The organism is Paractinoplanes atraurantiacus (assembly GCF_900215205.1).
Classification (GTDB): Bacteria; Actinomycetota; Actinomycetes; order Mycobacteriales; family Micromonosporaceae; genus Actinoplanes; species Actinoplanes atraurantiacus.
In genome coordinates this window covers 94,110-113,214 of record NZ_OBDY01000001.1, presented here as the reverse complement: position 1 = coordinate 113,214, position 19,105 = coordinate 94,110, and the positions used below count along the sequence as shown (strand labels likewise).

The 19,105-nt window shown below is 69.1% G+C and carries 19 protein-coding genes; 13 read left to right on the top strand and 6 right to left on the bottom strand.

The features are described from left to right. Positions 1-305: 305 nt before the first annotated feature. Both CRP55_RS00470 and CRP55_RS00465 read left to right on the top strand, forming a co-directional pair. Positions 306-1,604: a DNA cytosine methyltransferase gene (locus CRP55_RS00470; protein WP_097317463.1), complete on the top strand. Its 1,299-nt coding sequence runs from the start codon at positions 306-308 to the stop codon at positions 1,602-1,604. A gap of 23 nt (positions 1,605-1,627) precedes the next feature. Next, entirely contained in the window at positions 1,628-2,092 is a 465-nt protein-coding gene (locus CRP55_RS00465) for a very short patch repair endonuclease (RefSeq protein ID WP_097317462.1), read from the top strand. Here the strand turns inward: CRP55_RS00465 and CRP55_RS00460 are convergent. After that, positions 2,089-2,697, bottom strand: coding sequence for a DNA mismatch repair protein MutL (locus tag CRP55_RS00460; protein WP_097317461.1), 609 nt, complete (start codon positions 2,695-2,697; stop codon positions 2,089-2,091). The two genes, CRP55_RS00465 and CRP55_RS00460, sit on opposite strands and share 4 nt — an antisense overlap. Before the next feature lie 28 nt (positions 2,698-2,725). On the opposite strand from CRP55_RS00460, the gene CRP55_RS00455 reads away from it, so the two are divergent. The 8 genes from CRP55_RS00455 to CRP55_RS00420 all read left to right on the top strand — a co-directional run bounded on the left by CRP55_RS00455 (position 2,726) and on the right by CRP55_RS00420 (position 10,071). Next, positions 2,726-3,412: a response regulator transcription factor gene (locus tag CRP55_RS00455; RefSeq protein ID WP_097318642.1), complete on the top strand. Its 687-nt coding sequence runs from the start codon at positions 2,726-2,728 to the stop codon at positions 3,410-3,412. Beyond that, positions 3,409-4,701 carry a HAMP domain-containing protein gene (locus tag CRP55_RS00450; RefSeq protein WP_097317460.1) on the top strand — a complete coding sequence of 431 codons (1,293 nt, stop codon included), beginning with the start codon at positions 3,409-3,411 and terminating at the stop codon, positions 4,699-4,701. Before CRP55_RS00455 ends, CRP55_RS00450 begins: the two co-directional genes overlap by 4 nt. A 103-nt stretch (positions 4,702-4,804) precedes the next feature. After that, on the top strand, positions 4,805-5,614 hold the full coding sequence (locus tag CRP55_RS00445; protein ID WP_097317459.1) for a lytic polysaccharide monooxygenase: 810 nt from the start codon (positions 4,805-4,807) through the stop codon (positions 5,612-5,614). After that, entirely contained in the window at positions 5,611-6,210 is a 600-nt protein-coding gene (locus CRP55_RS00440) for a DUF305 domain-containing protein (protein ID WP_245922709.1), read from the top strand. Before CRP55_RS00445 ends, CRP55_RS00440 begins: the two co-directional genes overlap by 4 nt. Before the next feature lie 360 nt (positions 6,211-6,570). Beyond that, positions 6,571-7,797: an MFS transporter gene (locus CRP55_RS00435; RefSeq protein WP_097317458.1), complete on the top strand. Its 1,227-nt coding sequence runs from the start codon at positions 6,571-6,573 to the stop codon at positions 7,795-7,797. 97 nt (positions 7,798-7,894) lie between these two features. Then, positions 7,895-8,869 carry a NaeI family type II restriction endonuclease gene (locus tag CRP55_RS00430; protein WP_097317457.1) on the top strand — a complete coding sequence of 325 codons (975 nt, stop codon included), beginning with the start codon at positions 7,895-7,897 and terminating at the stop codon, positions 8,867-8,869. Positions 8,870-8,968: 99 nt separating this feature from the next. Next, positions 8,969-9,379 (top strand): phage holin family protein, encoded by a 411-nt coding sequence (locus CRP55_RS00425; RefSeq protein ID WP_097317456.1) that lies wholly within the window; start codon positions 8,969-8,971, stop codon positions 9,377-9,379. Continuing rightward, positions 9,376-10,071, top strand: coding sequence for a DUF3618 domain-containing protein (locus CRP55_RS00420; RefSeq protein ID WP_097317455.1), 696 nt, complete (start codon positions 9,376-9,378; stop codon positions 10,069-10,071). Before CRP55_RS00425 ends, CRP55_RS00420 begins: the two co-directional genes overlap by 4 nt. Before the next feature lie 3 nt (positions 10,072-10,074). Here CRP55_RS00420 and CRP55_RS00415 read toward each other — a convergent pair whose 3' ends face one another. Together CRP55_RS00415 and CRP55_RS00410 are read right to left on the bottom strand one after the other, a co-directional pair. Next, positions 10,075-11,061 carry an SGNH hydrolase domain-containing protein gene (locus CRP55_RS00415; RefSeq protein WP_097317454.1) on the bottom strand — a complete coding sequence of 329 codons (987 nt, stop codon included), beginning with the start codon at positions 11,059-11,061 and terminating at the stop codon, positions 10,075-10,077. Further along, on the bottom strand, positions 11,048-12,274 hold the full coding sequence (locus tag CRP55_RS00410) for an acyltransferase family protein (RefSeq protein ID WP_097317453.1): 1,227 nt from the start codon (positions 12,272-12,274) through the stop codon (positions 11,048-11,050). Before CRP55_RS00410 ends, CRP55_RS00415 begins: the two co-directional genes overlap by 14 nt. A gap of 125 nt (positions 12,275-12,399) precedes the next feature. On the opposite strand from CRP55_RS00410, the gene CRP55_RS00405 reads away from it, so the two are divergent. Beyond that, positions 12,400-12,738, top strand: coding sequence for a cupin domain-containing protein (locus CRP55_RS00405; RefSeq protein ID WP_097317452.1), 339 nt, complete (start codon positions 12,400-12,402; stop codon positions 12,736-12,738). A gap of 5 nt (positions 12,739-12,743) precedes the next feature. Here the strand turns inward: CRP55_RS00405 and CRP55_RS00400 are convergent, their stop codons facing one another. Next, positions 12,744-13,106, bottom strand: a complete 363-nt coding sequence (locus tag CRP55_RS00400; protein ID WP_097317451.1) for a MerR family transcriptional regulator — start codon at positions 13,104-13,106, stop codon at positions 12,744-12,746. A gap of 149 nt (positions 13,107-13,255) precedes the next feature. Here CRP55_RS00400 and CRP55_RS00395 point away from each other — a divergent pair, with 149 nt between their 5' ends. Continuing rightward, complete coding sequence (locus CRP55_RS00395; protein ID WP_097317450.1) at positions 13,256-14,272, top strand: LacI family DNA-binding transcriptional regulator; 1,017 nt, start codon at positions 13,256-13,258, stop codon at positions 14,270-14,272. On the opposite strand, the gene CRP55_RS00390 is transcribed toward CRP55_RS00395, so the two are convergent. After that, entirely contained in the window at positions 14,223-16,109 is a 1,887-nt protein-coding gene (locus CRP55_RS00390) for a hypothetical protein (protein WP_097317449.1), read from the bottom strand. The genes CRP55_RS00395 and CRP55_RS00390 overlap by 50 nt on opposite strands. 59 nt (positions 16,110-16,168) lie before the next feature. On the opposite strand from CRP55_RS00390, the gene CRP55_RS00385 reads away from it, so the two are divergent. After that, positions 16,169-16,417 carry a hypothetical protein gene (locus CRP55_RS00385; protein WP_097317448.1) on the top strand — a complete coding sequence of 83 codons (249 nt, stop codon included), beginning with the start codon at positions 16,169-16,171 and terminating at the stop codon, positions 16,415-16,417. Here the strand turns inward: CRP55_RS00385 and CRP55_RS00380 are convergent. Next, the gene (locus CRP55_RS00380; RefSeq protein WP_143234350.1) at positions 16,404-19,070 is read right to left on the bottom strand and encodes a COR domain-containing protein; all 2,667 of its coding nucleotides are present in this window, start codon (positions 19,068-19,070) and stop codon (positions 16,404-16,406) included. The genes CRP55_RS00385 and CRP55_RS00380 overlap by 14 nt on opposite strands. Positions 19,071-19,105: the final 35 nt, after the last annotated feature.

The following is a 19,105-nucleotide window of genomic DNA, read 5'->3' as shown; positions in this document are numbered from 1 at the left end:
AGCGCCGGAGTGGAGCCCGCCCCTCGCTCTTACTTGCGGTGACCTACCCATCGAGAGGACACGGGTGGTGACCGAAATGTCGTCGGTCGCGGCCTTGGAGCATCAGCGCGCACCACCGACCGCAATCCTTGCCGCCAGCCCCGTCAGACGGCTGGGCATTGCGGCGGCGAACCGTAAGGTGATGACTTTCTGCGACACGTCACATAGAGGAGCGCCCCGTAGGCGGCGGTCCGCTATGTCGTGCAGGAAGATGAACCGACGGTGGCACGTTCGTTAGCTACGGACCGAGACAACTGAGGAGAGCAGTGACTGACCTGAGTGTCGTGGAGATCTGCGCCGGAGCTGGTGGGCAATCGCTGGGGCTGCACCTCGCGGGCTTCCGTCACCACTTGGCCGTTGAGCTCGATTCCAGCGCCGCAAAGACTTTGTCAGCAAACCTGGAGCGGATCCAGCCGGACGACGACGTCAGCCAGATCGTCAAGGTCGGCGATGTCGCGGACGAAGAAGTCTGGAAGCCAGAGAAGTATCGCGGCAAGGCTCAACTGCTTGCTGGCGGCGTCCCCTGCCCGCCTTTCTCCGTGGCGGGCAAGCAGCTTGGCTCGGCCGACGAGCGCGACCTCTTCGCGTGGGCCGTGGAAGCCGCCGGCCGGATGGAGCCCGAGGCCGTCTTGCTCGAGAACGTGCGAGGGCTGAACGACGCGCGTTTCGCCGGCTATCGGCAGGCTGTCGTCGATCGCTTCGCCGCGCTGGGCTACACCGCCTTCTGGGAGCTTCTCGAGGCCCGGGATTTTGGCGTCGCGCAGTTGCGGCCGCGCATGATCCTTGTCGCGCTGCGCCCTGATTACGTCGATTATTTCGCGTGGCCCCAGAAGGCCGCCGTCACCAACACGGTCAGTGGCGTCCTGGGCGACATGATCGCCGCCAAGGGATGGCGAGATGACTACCTGCAGCGATGGATGACAGCTGCTAACAAGATTGCCCCTACGATCGTCGGTGGCAGCAAGAAGCACGGCGGCGCCGACTTGGGTCCCACCCGGGCCAAGCGTGCATGGGCGGAACTGTGGACCGACGGCCATGGGCTCGCGAACGACGCGCCAGGCCCAGACTGGGATATCGACAAGCACCCTAGAGGCCCCAAACTCACGGTAGAGATGGTCGCGCGCATCCAAGGCTGGCACGGCGACGAGTACGAATGGGAATTCAAGGGCCTCAAGACCAGCAGATACCGCCAAGTTGGCAACGCCTTCCCGCCACCGGTCGCGCGAGCGGTGGGCGAATCGATCGCCCGGGCACTGCGCAAGGAAGGCTCCCCCGCCGAGATCCCCGCTCCGCGTAAGGTCCACGACGAGGTTTACCGGCTGCTCCGCGACAGTGACGGCCCGCTAACCGTGGACCGCATTCATGGCCTTCTGGGCAGCTCAATGACCACCGAAGAGATCAAGAAGCGCATCGACGTTCTGTCTCACGATTTCTCCATCGAGGTCAAGAAGCGGGGACAGCGCGAGACCTACCAGCTGGGGGAATGGAAGGCGTTCCGCGGTCAAGAAGACCACGATCGTCACGCGGCCTTTGCCCAGGCCCGCACCCGGGCAAAGGTGAGCTGAGAGGTCTATTTAGAGTTGTCAGCATGGCGGACGATGCCCGCAGGCGGGCCTGGGAGACTCACCGTCACCCCCAGCCCCTGAATGAGGGCAGATCGCGGAACATGCAGGCCATCCGCAGAAGTGACACGAAGCCTGAAATCAGGCTGCGCGCGCTTCTGCACAGCCGAGGCTTTCGGTTCCGGAAGGATCTGCGGCTTGATCTTGACGGTGTTCGCGTTCGGCCAGACATCGTCTTCACGCGCAAGCGGGTGGCCATTTTTGTGGACGGGTGTTTCTGGCATCTCTGCCCCGAGCACGGCCGCAAGCCGAAGGTGAACGATTGGTATTGGGGGCCCAAGCTCGCACGCACCGTTCAGCGCGATCAGCAGGCCTCCTCCGCGCTCTCTGCGGCCGGCTGGGAGGTTATCCGCGTCTGGGAACACGAACCACCCGAGGACGCCGCCGACCGCATAGAGCGGGCCCTCGTCCCGCCACCAGCCGCTTCCTAGGACCCGATTTCGCTGACCTCGGCGAACGGGCGGTCGTCCCACCACGTGGCGTGGATGATGAAGCTGTGGTTGGTCTCGTTGAAGTAGACCGCCAGGTTGTCGGGTGAGTCCTGGACCTTCTGGACGGCCCAGCCGTCGGCCGGGGTCGCGGTCACGAGCGAGACGACGCTGTCCGACGTCATCCGGATGACGGCCTGACCGCCCTCGACCTTGAAGGAGCGGACGTACGTCCGTACGCCGTCGGCGCCGGTCGTGACCGTCCAGCCGTCCTCGGTCGTGGTCGGGGGCGTCGTCGTGGTGGTCGCTTTCGGCGGGGTGGTCGTCGGCTTGACCGTGGGCTTCGTCGTCTTCGTCGGGCGCGGGCGGGTCGTCGTCGTGGTCGGCGCCACCGTCGAAGGGGCCGCGGGCGTAGGCGTGGTCACGCTGGGCAGCGGCGCCGGGAAGCTGCTGCTGTCGGCCGCGGGCAGCGCCGCCAGCGCGCTGTCCTCGGGCGCCGTGGTTCGCAGAACCGGGAGCAATGCCACCGAGGCCAGCACGATGCTGGTGGCGGTGGCGGCCAGCCAGCCCACGATCGGTGTCCATCGGGATGCTCGCACGGCGACCATAATCGCACCTGCCCCTATGGTGTACGCCATGGCGATGATCCTGCTGGTCGAGGACGACCGCATCATCACGGCCGCGCTGTCCCGGGCCCTGACCGATGCGGGGCACGTCGTGCGGCCGGTCGGCCGGGCCACCGAGGCTCTCAAGATTGTCACCGATGAGCGTCCTGACCTGGTCATTCTCGACCTGGGGCTGCCCGACATCGACGGCACCGACGCGTTGCGGATGATGCGGTCGGTCTCCGACGTGCCGGTGATCGTGGCGACCGCGCGGCGCTCCGAAGCCGACATCATCCAGCTGCTCAGCGCGGGCGCCGACGACTACGTGACCAAGCCGTTCTCGGGCGGGCACATCCTGGCCCGGATCGCCGCCGTGCTGCGCCGGGCGCGGACCACGGCCGAGGAGCAGCCGACCGCGATCACCGTGGGCGACCTGGTGATCAATCCGCGGCAGCGCCGGGCCGAGCTGGGCGGACAGCCGTTGCAACTGACCCGGCGCGAGTTCGACGTGCTGGCCTATCTGGCCGAGCGGGTCGGGCAGGTGATCAGCCGGCGGGAGCTGATGAACGAGGTCTGGAACCAGGCCCGGATCGGCGAGGAGCAGACGATCGACGTCCACATCTCGTGGCTGCGCCGCAAGCTCGGTGAGACCGCCGCCAAGCCGCGCTTCCTGCACACCGTGCGCGGCGTCGGCGTCATGATGGTCGATCCTCGATGAGGTGGGCGCTCAACCGGCTCGCCCTCGCGATCACGTCGATGGTCGCTCTCGCGTTCCTCGTGCCGCTGGCTGTGGCCGTACAGCAGATCGCTCATGACCGTGCCGTCAGTGACGCCCGTCAGCAGGCGACTTCGCTGGTCACCGTGCTCGGTGTGGATGCCGACCCGACCCTGCTGACCAACGCGGTGGCCAGCACGACGGCCGGCGGTGCGGGGCGTATGGCCGTACATCTGCCCGAAGTCGCGGCAATTGGTTTTTCCCATTTGTCAGATGCGCAGATCTCGATCGTCGCCCAGGACCGGAAGTCCGTTCTGGCGCCGGCCCCGGACGGGGTGGCCTATCTCCAGCCGACTGTGCTGACCGACGGCCGCACGGTGGTGGTCGAGGTCTACGTGCCCGACTCGGAGATGCGCCGCGGGGTCTGGACGGCCTGGTTCGTGCTCGGCGGCCTGGCCATCGCGCTGGTGGCGGGCTCGACGCTGCTGGCCGACCGGCTGGGCAGCCGGCTCGTGCGCTCGACCCGGGAGCTGGCCGGTTCGGCCCGGCGGCTCGGCGGCGGCGAGCTCGGCACCCGGGTGAAACCGGACGGGCCGCGCGAGCTGCGGGAAGCGGCGACCGCCTTCAACGCGATGGCCGATGACCTGCGCAGCCTCATGGACAAGGAACGTGAGCTCGCGGCAGATCTTTCCCATCGATTGCGTACGCCTCTGACGGCGCTCCGCCTCGACGCGGAGGCCATGCCGCCCGGCCCCATCGGGGAGCGTATGCGGCAGGCCTGCGACCTGCTCGACGAGGAGCTCGAGGCGATCATCAAGGGCGCCCGGCTCGGGGTGGAGGCGCGCGGCCGCGAGCAGACTGACCTGGTCGAGGTGCTGGCCGACCGGCTGGCGTTCTGGTCGGTGCTGGCCGAGGACCAGGAGCGGCCGTGGGAGGTCGTCGGCGGCGAGGAGCCGGTCATGGTGACGATCCCGCGCAGCGAGCTAATCGGTGTGGTCGACGCGATCCTCGGCAACGTCTTCTCGCACACCCCCGACGGGACGGCCTTCCGGGTCAGCGTCTCGGCGGCCGGGTTGCTGGTCGACGACGCGGGCCCGGGCATCGCGAACCCGTCGCGGTCGGTGCAGCGCGGGGTGAGCGGGGCCGGCTCGACCGGCCTGGGCCTGGACATCGTGCGGCGGGCGGCCGAGGAGGTCGGCGGTCAGCTTGTGGTGTCCCGGAGCCCGCTCGGCGGGGCCCGGGTCGGCATCTTCCTCCAAGTGCCCGATCGGGGTCGGCGCCTCGTCTCCTGACAGGGTTTCATGATCCTTTCCGGTGCCTTTAAGGCTCCGTTATGGCAGCTCCTCATAGCGTTCCCGCCGTAATGCCGGGACGACATCGACGGAGAGAGCTGACATGCGCAGGAAGATCGCCTACCCACTGCTGGCCCTCGGTATGACGGCGGGTGCGACTCTGACGGTGGCCTCGCCCGCCTCGGCACACGGATACGTGTCCTCGCCGCCGAGCCGCCAGGCGCTGTGCGCGTCGGGGGCGGTGTCGGACTGCGGGCAGATCCAGTTCGAGCCCCAGTCCGTCGAGGGACCGAAGGGCTTGAAGTCGTGCGATGGCGGGGTGTCCCAGTTCTCGGTGCTGTCCGACGAGTCGAGGAACTGGCCGGCCAAGGCCGTCGGCTCCTCGGTCAACTTCAGCTGGGTGCTGACCGCACGGCACAAGACCTCGACCTGGGATTACTTCATCGGCGGTACGAAGGTCGCCACGTTCGACGACGGCGGCGCGCAGCCGGCGGCGGTCGTCAACCACACCGTCGATCTGTCGAAGTTCCCGGGACGGCAGAAGGTTCTCGCCGTCTGGAACATCGCCGACACCGCGAACGCCTTCTACAACTGCGTCGACCTGAACATTGGCGGGTCGTCCTCATCGACGCCCACAACGGCACCGACGACGAGCGCCCCGACGACTGCGCCTACTGCAACGACGCCCCCTTCGGCAACCACGCCGACGAAGGCGCCCGCGACAACGGCACCCACCTCGACGACCACCGCTCCTCCGGCGGCCGGCGGCAGCGCGTGGGCCCCCGGCGTGTCCTACAAGACGGGTGACGTCGTGACCTTCAACGGCGTCCGCTACCAGACCCGCCAGTCGCACACGTCGATCGTCAGCTGGGAGCCGTCGATCTACACCCTCGCCCTCTGGCTCCCGCTGTGAAGCGCCGTCTGATCGCCGCCGCCCTGGTCGCGCCGTTCCTCCTCGGCGCCTGCGGCACGGCCAAGGAGAATCCGGCCGCGCAGGGCAAGACGGTCTCGGCCGAGGCGGTCGCCGAGATCAGGGCGGGCGACGAGCACAACGAGACCGACGTGATGTTCCTGCAGATGCTGGCCTACCACCAGAAGCAGGGCCTCGAGATGACCTCGACCGCCGTCAAGCGGGCCCAGAACCCGGAGCTCCGCACCCTGGCCCAGGCCATCCAGGCCACCGAGAAGGACGAACTCGCGATGATCCAGTCGTGGCTGTCCGGCTGGGGCGCCAAGACCACGGCCGACACCGCGGCCAGCCTGCACGCCGACCACGGCGGCCTGCCCGGCACCGGCGCCGCCGAGATCAAGGCGCTGAGCACGGTGAAGGCGTCCGAGTTCGACACGGCGTTCCTCAACCTCTTCCTGGCCCACCAGCACCAGGCCATGGAAATGTCGAAGATCGAGGCCACCGGGGGCCAGAACCCCGAGGCCAAGAAGTTCGGCGAGCGGGTGAAGCAGTCCCGCCAGGGCGAGATCCAGCAGATGCTGAAGTTGATGAACGGCTAGTACCGTGACCCCGAAAGGCGGCCTGGCGGGGCCGCCTTTTCGGCGTCCACGCTTCCCACGGCTCGGTGCACCTTGGCCGGAATGCGCCGTTTGGCGGTTTTGCAGCTTGAGTGACGAACCGGCCGGAGGCCGGTGAGGAGCTTGAGTTGCAGCTACACCGTCGCTGCGGCGGGTTCTAACAGGTTTTGGCGGTGGCCGTCAGCCCGTACCTCCGAAGCTCCTTGCTTTACAACTTCGCTGGTTGCGTGTTGGTAGTGCGGCTCGATTAGGCCGAAGCGGGTCGGGGTTGCTTCCCGAAGAGGCAGGCGGCGCCGAGGGACGGCGTCGCTTTCCTGTGGGGGTGCCGCCGCTTTGGCTCCGATGTTCGCGCTGCTGCGAGTCCGTAACTACCGTCTCTGGGCCGCCGCCGACCTGGTCTCGGTGGGCGGAACGTGGATGCAGGTGCTCGGGCTGAACTGGCTCATTCTGACCGCGACCGGCTCGGCCGCCACGATGGGCCTGGTCGTCATGTTGCAGGCCCTGCCCGTGCTGCTGCTGGGCAGCTGGGGCGGCGCCCTGGCCGATCGTCTGCCGGCCCGCCCGTTCCTGATGGCGTTTCAGATGGTGCGAGCGCTCCTGGCCCTTGCCCTGCTCTTCGGCTCCAACAACTGGATCATCTACGCGGTCGCCCTGCTGTCCGGCGTGATCAGCTCCTTCGAGGGCCCGATGCTGGGCCGCTTCGGCTCGGCCCTGGTCCCCTCTTCGCAGCTCGGCTCGGCCCTGGCCCTGGGCTCGGTGCTCAGCTCGGCCGGCCGCATCGGCGGCATGGCGCTGGGCGGCGTCCTGGTCGGCATCACCGGGCCTTCGGCCCTGTTCGCCATCAACGCGGCTTCCTACCTCGCGGTGATCGGTGCGCTTGCCTTGATGCGTACGGGCGAGATGCGGACGCTGGAGGCGGCGCCGGCCTCGTCGCGCGGCATCGTGGCCGGCTTCCGCTACGTCCTGTCCCAGCCGGCCGTACTGATCGTCCTGGCCTTGTCGTTCGTTCTGGGCTCCCTGGGCCGCAACTACCAGGTGTCGATGGCCGCGATGGTGTCCGGCCCGCTGTCGGGCTCGTCAGGCTCGTACGGCTTCCTTTCGACCGTTTTCGCGGTAGGCGCCGTCGCCGGCGGCCTGCTGCTGGCCGGAAGCGGCCGCTCCACCCTGCGGGTCCTGCTGGCCACGGGCTTCTTCATCAGCGTCCTTCAGTTCGCGTCGGGCCTGGCCCCGAACGTCCTGGGCTTCGCCGCCCTGATCCTGCCGATCGCCGCCGGCGCCGTCATCTTCGACACGGTGGTCTCCACCCGCATCCAGCTCGACACGCGCGAGGAGATGCGAGGCCGGGTCCTGGCCACGCTGGGCCTGGTGTCGTCCCTGTCGGGCATGGTCGGCGCACCGGCCGTGGGTTGGCTGTGCGACACGATCGGCCCGCGAGAGGCCTTGCTGCTGGCCGGCGCGGTTACGACGATCGCGGCGGTGATGGGCGCCCTCGCGCTGGCCCGGGTGAAGGGCTACGCCCTTACCCTGTCGCCGGCTCTGTTCCGCCGCCCCGCCGAGCAGCCCGCCTAGTTTCCCAAGAAGCCCAGCCAGATACCTGGCTGGGCTTCTTGGCGCGTACGAGGGAAGTCACCGGAGTACCACCCAGCAGCATAGTTACGCTCTTTCGATGTCAGATGGATTGTTTCCTGGCCACCTCGCCGCCGGACTCGATGAAGACCCGGCCCGAGAAGAGATCGCAGCGCGGTTCCTGTCGGCTGACCCGGATGGTTCGCGGCTCTCTGCCGTGTTTCGCAAGACGTTCGACGTTCTCTACGACGGTCAGCACACCGGCCGCTATCGGTGGGATCAGCTCATGAAGACGGAGAAGACTCACTACGGGAGCTTGTTCGAAATCAACCTGCGCCGAGCCTTCAATGACGTCATCGACGACGTGCCCGACGAGGACTACCCGCTCGACTACCGGGTTTGCGGTCATGACATCGACTGCAAGTTCTCACAGAAGCTGAACGGATGGATGCTGCCACCCGAGTGCTTCGGTCATCTCCTGCTCGTGGCGACGGCGAACGACGAACAGGGTGTGTGGAGCCTCGGGATCGTCCGGGCAAGCGACAGTAATCGCCGTCTGACCTCCAACCGCGACAAGAAGACACAGCTGAATCCTCGAGGGGTCTTACAGATCAGGTGGCTCTTCAAGAACTCACCATTGTTGCCGAACGTCTTGCTCAGCCTCGATGACGACACGGTTCAAAAGATCTTGGAGCCCAAGGGCGGCCAGGGCCGGATCATCGAATTGTGCAGGCTTGTGACTGGCCGCCGCATCGGCCGCAACACCATTGCCACAGTTGCTCAGCAGGATGACTACATGGCCCGGCTCAGGGACAACGGTCACGGCGCTCGGACCGTTCTCAGGGACGAGGGCTACCTGATAGCTGGGGAATACAAAGCGCACCGGGAAATCGCGCGCAAGCTGGGGCAACCGGAACCCCAGGCTGGAGAGATCGTCAGCTTCAGGGTGGTGCCGGCCGCCGACGACGACTCGAACACGGTAGAGCTGGAAGGCCGGAGGTGGCGCGTTGCGCGTCCCGATGAGCCAGTTACGGAGCCTGCTCCGAAGCTGCCGACAACGAAGAAGTCTGAGTAGCCATCAAATCTCGGACGCCCTAGCTGGGGAAACGTCGCTATGCCGGTTACATCCCCATGGTGGGGGTAAGTGGGAACCCAGACGGAAGGGAGCTCACTGATGACGACGCATACCGAGCAACAGCCCACCGCGCAGCTGGTCAGCCAGCTGAGCGAACAGGTGTCGACGCTGGTCAAGGACGAGTTGACGCTCGCCCGGATGGAGATGGTGGAGAAGGGCAAGCGGGCCGGCACGGGCGCGGGGCTGCTCGGCGGCGCCGGAGTCATGGCGCTGTACGGGGTCGGGGCCCTGCTGGTGACCATCGGCGCCGTGCTGGCCCTGTTCATGCCGGTCTGGGTGGCCGCGCTGATCGTGACCGTGGTGCTGTTCGGTGCGGCCGGTGTGGCCGCGCTGATCGGGAAGAACCAGGTGAAGCAGGCGCTGCCGCCGGAGCCGAAGGCGGCCATGGAGAGCGGCAAGCGCGACGTCGAGGCGGTCAAGGGCGCGATCCGGGAGGGACGGCACGCATGAGCGACACCAGGTCACGTGACGAGGTGAAGCAGGAGATCGCCGAGACGCGGGCGGAGCTGGCCGAGACGGCGGCCGCGCTGGCGGCCAAGGCGGACGTGAAGGCGCAGGCCAAGCGGGTCGCCGCCGAGAAGACCGAGCAGGTCAAGCAGGCCGCGGTCCGCGCCAAGGAGGCCGCCGCCGCGAAAGCGGGCGACGTGAAGCAGGCCGCCGCCGCGAAAGCGGGCGACGTGAAGCAAGCGGCCACCGAGAAGGCGGGCGCCGCCGCGGAGAAGGCTGGCGAGGTCAAGCAGGCCGCCGCCGAGAAGGCCAGTGAGGTCAAGCAGGCCGCTGCGGAGACGACGCAGCAGGTCAAGGAGACCGCCGCGGAGAAGACGCAGCAGGTCAAGGAGACCGCCGCGGACAAGACGCAGCAGGTCAAGGCGGCCGCGATCGAGAAGACGCAGGAGATCAAGGGTGGCGACGCCGGTGCGGAGGAGCATCCGAAGCATGCCGCCCCGACCGGCGTCGCGCACATCAAACAAACCACGGCGGAGACCGCAGCCCGTGTCGCTGAGGCCGCCGCCGAGACCAGGGAACAACTGACCACCCGCGAGCCGGGCGGTCGCCCGATTCCGCGTGCGGTGATCGCCGGGGTGGCCCTGGCGATCGCTGCGGCGGCGGGCACGGTCCTGCGGGCCCGCCGCCGCAAGTAACGACTAGGGAATCGCGTCCTGGGGGAAGTGCTCGAGCAGGGCCTCCTCCAGGACGCCGTTCATCATCCGGGCGTACGTCCCGGTCAGATGGAACCGATTGCGATAGACGGTGACGTTGCCGATCACCGGGGTGCACACCCTCGTACACAGCCAGGGCAGCACTGACACATAACCGGCGCCCGTCTCGCGCGCCGCGGACGCGTCGGCCGCGTTCCAGACGCGAGCTGTCGCCGCGGTCCTGGTCGTCGCACATGGCGAAATGTCAGAGTTGTGAACACTGAGGCACTCGGGTGCGCTCTGATCCAGGACGGGTATGTCGCCGAGCACAACCACCTCGGTGGCCGACCGCCGCAACGTCCGCAGGGTCGCGGCCAGACCGCTCCGCCACTCCCCAGGAGTGATCATCACGCCCCGCCCGCGCTTCTGCGAGAAGCTCGCGTTCGCCACGATCACGAGCTCGGGCCGTACGGAAGCAAGCCTGGAAGCCACGAACGACCGGAACCGATCGCATTCGGTGAAAGGCCGGCCCTCCTGCTGGTTCCAGAAGGTGATGGCCGGCACCGGGCAGCCCGGCTTGCCGAAGAGCTGCAACCGCCAATGCCGTCGCGAAGCGATCTCCGACAGGGCCGGCAGCCACATCCCGGCGTGCGAGTCGCCGTAGACCACGACGTCGGTCGCGCTGGCCCGGTCGCCGAAGACGCACGGCTCGATCCGGTCCGCCTTCGGGCCGGTCTCGCACTTCTCGTTGTCGAAGCCCAGGTCGGCCGCGGCCGTGGCCAGGGCCGGCGTCAGGTCGGCCGGTAGCGCGCGGATGGCCGGCGCCTGAGCGACGGCGGCGAGCACGTTCGACAGCGCGACTTGCGGCGCGGGCACGTCGGCCGTTCGCGGCCGGGGCGCAGGCGCGCCCGCGCACCCGGCGAGGAGCGTCAGGACCACGGCGAGGACCGGCAGGGCCACGGCGAGGATCGGCAGGCGGTCAGTCCTGGACATGCGCGGCCGGCGCTCCTAGTCGAGGTTGATATTCGCCGCCGCGCCCGGCGTCGGCGGCCGGCGAGGTCGACGTCTTCCAGCCCGCCACCGCGAGCGGCGCGGTGACCAGCAGGATCGCCAGGGCCAAGGTCAGCAGATGGGAGCGCTGGAGGCGCCGGTTGCGCCGGATCGGGTCTTCGACGCAGAGGTACGTCGTCACGGCCAGCACCACGCTGACCAGCACCAACAGCGCGCGCGTGTAAGCGGGCAGAGGCCGGCCGGCGGCCTGCTCGGCGATGATCAGAACCGGCCAGTGCCACAGGTAGAGCGAGTAGGACAGCCGCCCCAGGAACATCATCGGGCGGCCGCCCAGCAGCGCGTCACCGCGGCCCGCGAGGACCAGCACCGTCGCTCCTACCGGCAGCGCCGCGGCGTACCCCGGGAAAGCAGTTTGCTCGTCGAAGGTCAAAGCGGCGATGACGATGAGCGCGACACCGATGGCGGCCATCACGCCGGCGATCCGGTACGGGATGTGGCGCAGACGGGGCGCGGCCAGACCGAGCAGGCAGCCGGCGGCGAGCTCCCACAGGCGGGTCACCGGCGAGAAAAACGACCAGGTGCCGGCCTGCCCGACCGAGTACGCGAGCGAGAGAACCACGGCGCCGATGAGCCAGTACGGGAGCGCCCATCGAAAACCGAGCCATAGCAGCAGTACGAGGGCGGCGGGCCAGACGAGGTAGAACTGCTCCTCGACGGCGAGCGACCAGAAGTGCTGGACCGGCGAGGGCGCGGACTGCGACCCGAGATAGTCGACGCCCTGAGCGGCGAAACGGAAGTTCGACGCGAAAAGCGCGGCCCAGCTCGCGTCCTCGGCGATCTCGTCGCCGCGCAGGAAGCCGAGCCAGTGGTAGCCGGCGAGGATCACGGAGACCAGCACCAGTCCGGCGGCGGGGAGAAGTCGGCGGCAGCGCCGGGCGTAGAAGCCGACGAGCGAGATGCGGCCGGTCGCGGCGACCTCACGCAGCATCACCGAGGTGATGAGGAAACCGGAGATGACGAAGAAGACGTCGACACCGATGTAGCCGCCGCCGACGCCGGGAACGCCGGCGTGGAAGAGGACCACGAGGATGACGGCGACGGCGCGCAGGCCCTCGATGTCGGGCCGGAAGCCGGGCGTCGACCCGGCGGCCGCGGGGGCCGCCGGGTGGCTCACGCCGGTTCTCGTCTCCGTCATCGAAGATGAGGCTAGGGGTTCGTAAACGGGCAAACAGCGCTTTTAATGCTGAAACAGCTCGTTAAGCGGAGCTTTCTCCGAACCTCGCTCATCGCGTCGTCAGAGCTGCTACTAGGGTGTCGATCATGGCTGACGTCGAGGTGTTTCCGCTGGCCCAGGTCCCGGTGGCGCACGCGCCGGCGAGCGCGGGCGAGGTGGTGGCGGGCGCGCCGACGCTGGGCACGACACCGATCACGACGCTCGGGGGCACGGGCGTGGAGATCGGCATCTGGGAGATGAGCACCGGCGCGGTCCGCGACGTCGAGGTGGACGAGGTCTTCGTGGTGCTCGAGGGCGAGGCCACGATCACGGTCGAGGGCGCCGAGCCGATCGCCGTCAAGCCCGGCGACCTGGTGAAGCTGACCGCGGGCACGGCAACGATCTGGGAAGTGACGTCCCCGCTGCGCAAGCTGTACGTCGCGTAGCGGCGTCAGACGTAGGCGCAGCCGCTGGCCGGGGTGCCGGTGAGGGCGATCATGGCGTCCAGCTTGTCGCGGGCCTGGGTCAGCTCGGCGATCTGCGCGTCGATGCGGTCCCGCTCGAAGGTCAGGCGGGCCCGGGACTCCGGGGTGCTGACCTTGGCATCGACGCAGGGCAGCAGGTCGGCGATGGTCTTGCTGGTCAGGCCGGCCGAGTAGAGATGCTGGATGAGCTGGACGCGGTCGACGGCGGGCTCGCCGTAGTGCCGCTGGCCGCTGGGGCTGCGGGTGGACAGCAGGAGGCCCTGCTCCTCGTAGTAGCGCAGCGCGCGAACGCTCACGCTCGCCCGCTGCGCAAGCTCACCGATACGCACAGTGGCTCCCCTCCCCAGTACATGCCCCTGACGTCAACGTCAGGTCCCAGCTTAGCCCCCATGTAACAAACTGAAACAAGTGCGGAACGTTTCTGTTACAAGCAGTCAAGCCTGTAACGGTGATCGATGTCAATGTCTATGCTGCCGGTATGAGAGCGGCCCCGACCGTCCGGGACATCGCGGCCCACGCCGGCGTCTCCATCGCGACCGTCTCCCGGGTCCTCAACGACCAGGAGCACGTCGCGCCCGAGACCCGCGACCTGGTGCATCGCGCCGTCGAGCAGCTCGGCGGCCGCGGGCCGCGGCGCCGGCCGGCCCGTGCCGGGGCCGTCTTCGTGCGCTGCCCGTACCTGCTCACCGACTACTTCGGACTGATCGTCTCGTCGATCGCCGAGACCCTCGACCTGCACGGCATCCAGCTCGTACTCAACGCGGGCGAGGCCGCCCAGCAGCGCGAGATCCTGCCGTCCCTCGCCGGCCGCCCCGGCGTCGGCGGCGCCATCGTCGTGCTGCCGCCAGAGCCCGGCGAGGAGCTCATCGCCCTCCAGGCCGCCGGTTTCCCCTTCGTCGTCGTCGACCCGCGCGAGACCGTGCCCCGCGACATCGCCGCCGTCTCCGCGGCCCACTTCGCCGGTGCCCGCAGCCTCACCGAGCACCTGACCCGGCTCGGCCACCGGCGGATCGGCCTGCTCGCCGGCCCCGACAACTGGCTGGCCAGCAGTGCCCGCCGGGCCGGGCACGTGTCCGCTCTGGCCGACGCCGGCGTGCTGCCCGACCCGGCCCTGGTGCTGCCCGGCGAGCCGACCGTCCCATTCGGCTATGAGGCCGCGCGGCACCTGCTCGACCAGCCCGATCGGCCCACCGCGCTGCTCGGCTTCAACGACAAGGCCGCCTCGGGGGCGCTGGCCGCGGCCGCCGCGCGCGGGCTACGGGTGCCCGAGGACCTGTCGATCGCCGGCTTCGACGACATCGACCTGGCTCAGGCGACCAGCCCGATGCTCACCACCGTGCGCCAGCCGCTGGCCGAGATGGGCCGCACCGCGGTCGGTCTTCTCGTACGCCTTCTCGACCGGCACCGGCTCGACGCGCTGCACGTCGAGCTGGCCACCGAGCTCGTCATTCGTGACTCGACCGGCCCGGTTCCCGCTGCCTCGGCGGGTCGCTGATCGCGCCCCAGCCCACCGTCGGCGACGACGGAAGAGACCGCGGCGCCGGAGCGACAGCGTCAGGCACAGGTTCCGCGGGAAGAGGCGTCATCGAGACGCGGGGCAAGGTGACGATCGCCGGGTCGACCTCGACGGCCTGCACGACCGAGCCCGTGCCCTCGTTCTTGACGAGCACCATCGCGTACTCCGGGAGGTCCTGAAGCACCCTCGGCTCGACCGTGTACTCGTAGACGCGCTCGGCCGACGAGGCGTCGCTCCAGTTGGTGCCCTGTGCGGTCGACTCGGTCTGGCTCCAGTTGCGGGTCTTGCTCCAGTTCGTGCTGCTGAAGCGGCGCAGGTGACGGCCGACGAAGCGGGAGCCCCGCTCGCCGCCCTTGCTTTCGCTCTCGCCGACCGTGTCGGCCAGCGTGTGCGTCTCCTCCCCGCCCAGCGAGCGGGTGAGCCGGCTCAGCACGAACTTGTGGCCGCGCCCGACGAACTCGGCCGCCTGCTGCGCCTCCTGGTGGTTGCCGAGGCGCATCAGCGCCACCTCGCCGCCGCCGATCGTGCGCAGCGAGTCGGCCCGCAGGTGGGCGAAGAACAGGACCAGCCGGATGCCGCGCCGCTCGCAGAGGGTGCTGAGCCGTTCGAGCGCCCGGTGGTGGATCTCGTCGGCGCCGAGCAGCACCAGCGAGCCGATCGGCGGCTCGGCCCGGCGCACCTGGCGGCCCAGCCACTGCACGGTCAGGTCTTTGAGCAGCTCGTTCTGGGCCTGGCCGCCCTCACCGCCGGCCACCAGGCAGGTGAGGTCGGCGATCTCGGTGGAGGAGACGGCCGAGCCCATCGCCTCCATCGGATGCAGGAAGGCCTCGATCCGGCGCACCCGGGCCGCCTCGGTCCGCAGGGTGAGCAACTGCTCCCGCTCGGAGGGGGTCAGCTCCGGTGAGGCCGGCCGCTCGGCCAGCACGTGCAGCGCGGCCAGCAACCGGGCCATGGTCAGCCGGGGCTCGAGAATGGTGCTGATCTCGGTCAGCAGCAGCGCGTCCTGCGAGCGCTCGGCCCGGTTGCCCTCGGGCGCGTCGCCGTACATGGCCTCGACCAGACCGTCGACCAGCTCGGCCGGGGAGAGGCCGGCGACCAGGTCGAACTCGGCCAGCTGCTCGGGCAGCACCAGCTCGCGCACCGAACGGTTCGTCGTCTCGGCGAGCCGGATCAACTCGCCGCTGAGCGCCTCGCCGGTGAAGTCGGCCAGCACCATCCGGCCCCGGGTGGCCAGCAGCGATCCGCCGAAGACGGTGAGCACGGCCTCCCAGCCGTACATCGTGCCGCCGATGATGTCGACGCGGCGGGTGCCCGGCGACGGCGCGGCCGCCGACCACTCCGGACGGGCGTCGACCGCCTGCTGTTGCTGCTGGTCGTGCCACTGGCGACGGCTGTCCCAGGCGGCGTGCTCGCGGGCGTACTCGTCCTGGGCCTTCTGCTGTGCGGCCTCGACGGCCTTGCGGGCCCAGCCCGGCATCAGGGCGGCGATCACGGCCCCGGCGATGCCGGCCACGAAAGCCAGGCCGGCGAACAGGAACACCAGGGCCCGGCCGCTGCCGTCGTCACCCCGGGCGGCCACCCCGCCGCAGCAGCCGATCAGCACGGCGAGCAGCACGCCCACGCCGATCGAGACCAGGATCCGCTTGGTGGTGGTCCGCTCCGCGCGCTCCAGCCGCTCGCGCAGCTCGGGCGGGACGGGCAGGGGCTGCGGCGGTGGCTCGGTGAACCGGCGCCGGTAGAGGTTACGGTCGCTGAAGATCCAACCGAGACGCTCACCCTCGGTGGCCAGCCGGGGCAGCGGATCGCTGTTCGTCATCTCACCATCCGCAGACGTGTGGTCGCTCGAATCAGTCAACCAGAGAAGAAGATGTACCCATGAAGTGGCTACTACTTCTCATCCTGCTGATGATCGTTGCCGCCGTCGTCGCGCGAATGCTGCTCAAGCGCGCCGCAACCACGACAACGGCCGCCCGGCGGCGCTGCGTGCGCTGCCACGGCACGGGCTGGGCCGGCGGCGGCACCCAGCGGACGCTCGACTTCGACGGCCAGGGCTTCCGCGACGAGCACACCCCGGCGACCATGTGCGACGCCTGCGGCGGCACGGGCTTCGCTAGAGATCACTGAGCGCCTGGAGGAGCTCGTCGCGCGACGTCGTGTTCATCCCCACGAGCAGGTCGGTGATCCGGGCGATCGTGTCGCGGAACCTCTCGTACAGCAGCACGTCGTCGCGCACCGCCTCGATCAGGCCGGCCGCTTCGGCCTCCCGGAGCAGCTCCACCCGCTTGTCCTCCCAATAGCGCGCGTAGCGCACCCGGCCCAGCGGTTCCAGGAGCGCGTCGTCGGCGAGCACGAAGACGTACTTGGCGAAGTCCGGCCGTTCGGCGATCTCGGTGAGTTCGAACATGCAGGTGCGGCTCTTGACGTACGCGTCGTCCAGCACCACCACGACGATCTTCCGGGGGCCGAGCCAGCGCAGGAACCGCTGAACGGCGTCGCGATAGCGCAATTCGTCGGGGTCGCGGCGGACGAGGAGCACGCCCGGCGTCGTCTCGATGGCCGCGACCAGCTCGCCGGCCGGCTCGGAGCGCTCGTACGACACGTACACCTCGGCCGGCCCGGCCGGCTGCGCCGCCTCCACTTCCGCGCGTTTCCACAGCTCGCTCAAAAGCACGGCCGGGTCCATCATCCGGCGGCTGTTCCGGCACTGGATCAGATCACCGGTGACGGCGAAGTCCTCCAGCTCGCGCACCGGGAACATGGTCGGCTCGTCCGCACCGGCGCAGACCGGGCAGTCGCACTGCCGGAACCGCTCGAACCGGATGTCCGGAAAGGACCGGTGAATCGTGGCCAGCGCCCGGTCGATCACCGACAGCATCACCCGCGGGTCGCGCCCGGCGAGGCGGATGAGCAGCCGGCGCCGGTGGTGATCCTCGATCACCTCGGCCCGCCCGGCGTCGTAGCGGAGCACCACGCCCGTACGCCAAACCGCGTTTCCCTCGATCAGATCGTGCAGCTCGACGATGAGGCGCCGGACGATGCCCTTGGGCATGACGTCGTAGTCGTAGCGCAACGTCAGATCACCGGGCTCGTCCCAGCGGTAGGACGGGCGCTGGCCGGAGAGCAGCTGCGGCGCCACATAGGTGGTCGTGCCGGGCACGGTGAAACACAGCGAGAACCGCCCCATCAGGCGCAACAGCTCGCCCTGCATCGACTGATAGGCGGGCTCGTGCCAGATGCGGCGCAGGTCGGCCGGGTCGAAGACGCCCCGGCTCTCGATGATCAGCGGGTCGTCGAGCACCCGGTAGACCGCGGTGGTGCCCCACTCCGGCTTGAGGATGACGGTCTTGCCGAGCAGCGGGTCGTCCTGGAAGAACAGGCACACGCCGAGGTCGTGCAGATAGCCGCCGAGCTGGCGCATGTCCTCCTCGCGGGTGAAGCCCTCGGCCGCGCAGATCTCGAAGAACTTCTCGGCCGAGATGTGGCTGCGCTCGTCCGCCTCCAGCGCCAGCCGCACGTTCTGCCAGGTCTTGGGCAAGGCGCTGCCCACGTGCGGCAGCAATTCCAGTTCCCGTCGTACGCGGGTGAGCAGCTCCGCCAGACCGTCGTTGCTGGACAGATCGACGGCCAGGGTGCCGACCAGGTTCGGGTACTCCTGGCGCAGGGTGCCGAGGTCGAGCGGGCGGCCGCGCCCCTGCTTGCGGTTCTGCACGATGATCAGCGGACTGCCCGCGCTGAGCAGGTTGATCACGTCGAGCCAGTAGTGGAAGTCGGTGTCCTCCTTGCGCTCGTCGCAGAGCAGCACGTACACCGAGCGCTTGGTCAGGAAGAACTGATGGGTGGCGTGGTAGATCTCCTGGCCGCCGAAATCCCAGACGTTGACCCGGAAATCCCGCTCGATCAGGCCGTCGCCGGCCCGGACACCGGACGGGAACCGCCAGGAGAAGACGCCGATGCCCTGGGTCGAGCCCTCGTCGGGGTCGAGCGCGTAGCCGGCGTCCAGGATCTTCTTGGCCAGCGTGGTCTTGCCGGCGCCCGGCTCACCCACGATGAGCAGTTTCGCCTCGGCCAGGAAGTCGAGGCCGGAGGCCTGCTCCTGCGCCCAGTAGCTCTTGATCGCGGTGAGGCCGCGGGCGACCACCTCGGGCGGCGGCACGGTGATGCCGGCCCGCCCGCGGCGGCCGAGCACGAGCTCGGTCAGCGCGGGCAGGCGCAGGATGTCGGGCGGGATCTTCTCCAGCGGGCAGCCCTGCATGGTGAGCCGCTCGAGGCCGGTGAGCGCCCAGATGCCCGAGGGCACCTCGGCGAACTTGTTGAACCCGAGGTCGAGATCGATCAGCCGGTTCGCCGCGGCAACGCTCGGCGGCAGCTCGGTCAGGTTGTTGTGAGCCAGGCCGAGACCGGTCAGCGACGGCAGCTCGAAAACCCAGTCGGGCACGCGGTCGATGCCGGTCCAGGACACCACGAGCGTACGGAGACCGGCGAGGCCGGCCACCGAATCCGGGATGCGCTGAATCGGGCATTTGGCGATGGTCAGCTCGCGCAGCTCGGGCGAGCCGCCGATGATGTCGTCGAGATGCCGGACCAGGTTGGGCAGATAGCGCCAGGTGAGATCCGGGCGGGCGCGTTCGTCGCCGATCGTCAACTTGGTCAGGCTCAGCGGGGCGGCACCGGCCAGATGGCGCAGCGCGGCCGGCGGCGTGTCGGGGCCGATCGACACCTCGGTCACGCCGGCCGGATCGATCTTCTCGCGATAGAGCCACAACTGCCCCGCGTCCACCGGCCGAATTTATCCGGTCGCGTCCAGTCAGGACA

Excerpts from the sequence above, each read along its gene's own strand:
- CRP55_RS00385 (WP_097317448.1), top strand. The coding sequence starts at position 16,169 with ATGAAGTGGCTACTACTTCTCATCCTGCTGATGATCGTTGCCGCCGTC.
- CRP55_RS00425 (WP_097317456.1), top strand. The coding sequence starts at position 8,969 with ATGACGACGCATACCGAGCAACAGCCCACCGCGCAGCTGGTCAGCCAG.
- CRP55_RS00435 (WP_097317458.1), top strand. The coding sequence starts at position 6,571 with ATGTTCGCGCTGCTGCGAGTCCGTAACTACCGTCTCTGGGCCGCCGCC.
- CRP55_RS00410 (WP_097317453.1), bottom strand. The coding sequence starts at position 12,274 with ATGACGGAGACGAGAACCGGCGTGAGCCACCCGGCGGCCCCCGCGGCC.
- CRP55_RS00420 (WP_097317455.1), top strand. The coding sequence starts at position 9,376 with ATGAGCGACACCAGGTCACGTGACGAGGTGAAGCAGGAGATCGCCGAG.
- CRP55_RS00450 (WP_097317460.1), top strand. The coding sequence starts at position 3,409 with ATGAGGTGGGCGCTCAACCGGCTCGCCCTCGCGATCACGTCGATGGTC.
- CRP55_RS00430 (WP_097317457.1), top strand. The coding sequence starts at position 7,895 with ATGTCAGATGGATTGTTTCCTGGCCACCTCGCCGCCGGACTCGATGAA.
- CRP55_RS00460 (WP_097317461.1), bottom strand. The coding sequence starts at position 2,697 with ATGGTCGCCGTGCGAGCATCCCGATGGACACCGATCGTGGGCTGGCTG.
- CRP55_RS00405 (WP_097317452.1), top strand. The coding sequence starts at position 12,400 with ATGGCTGACGTCGAGGTGTTTCCGCTGGCCCAGGTCCCGGTGGCGCAC.
- CRP55_RS00415 (WP_097317454.1), bottom strand. The coding sequence starts at position 11,061 with ATGTCCAGGACTGACCGCCTGCCGATCCTCGCCGTGGCCCTGCCGGTC.
- CRP55_RS00445 (WP_097317459.1), top strand. The coding sequence starts at position 4,805 with ATGCGCAGGAAGATCGCCTACCCACTGCTGGCCCTCGGTATGACGGCG.
- CRP55_RS00390 (WP_097317449.1), bottom strand. The coding sequence starts at position 16,109 with ATGACGAACAGCGATCCGCTGCCCCGGCTGGCCACCGAGGGTGAGCGT.
- CRP55_RS00465 (WP_097317462.1), top strand. The coding sequence starts at position 1,628 with ATGGCGGACGATGCCCGCAGGCGGGCCTGGGAGACTCACCGTCACCCC.
- CRP55_RS00395 (WP_097317450.1), top strand. The coding sequence starts at position 13,256 with ATGAGAGCGGCCCCGACCGTCCGGGACATCGCGGCCCACGCCGGCGTC.
- CRP55_RS00455 (WP_097318642.1), top strand. The coding sequence starts at position 2,726 with ATGGCGATGATCCTGCTGGTCGAGGACGACCGCATCATCACGGCCGCG.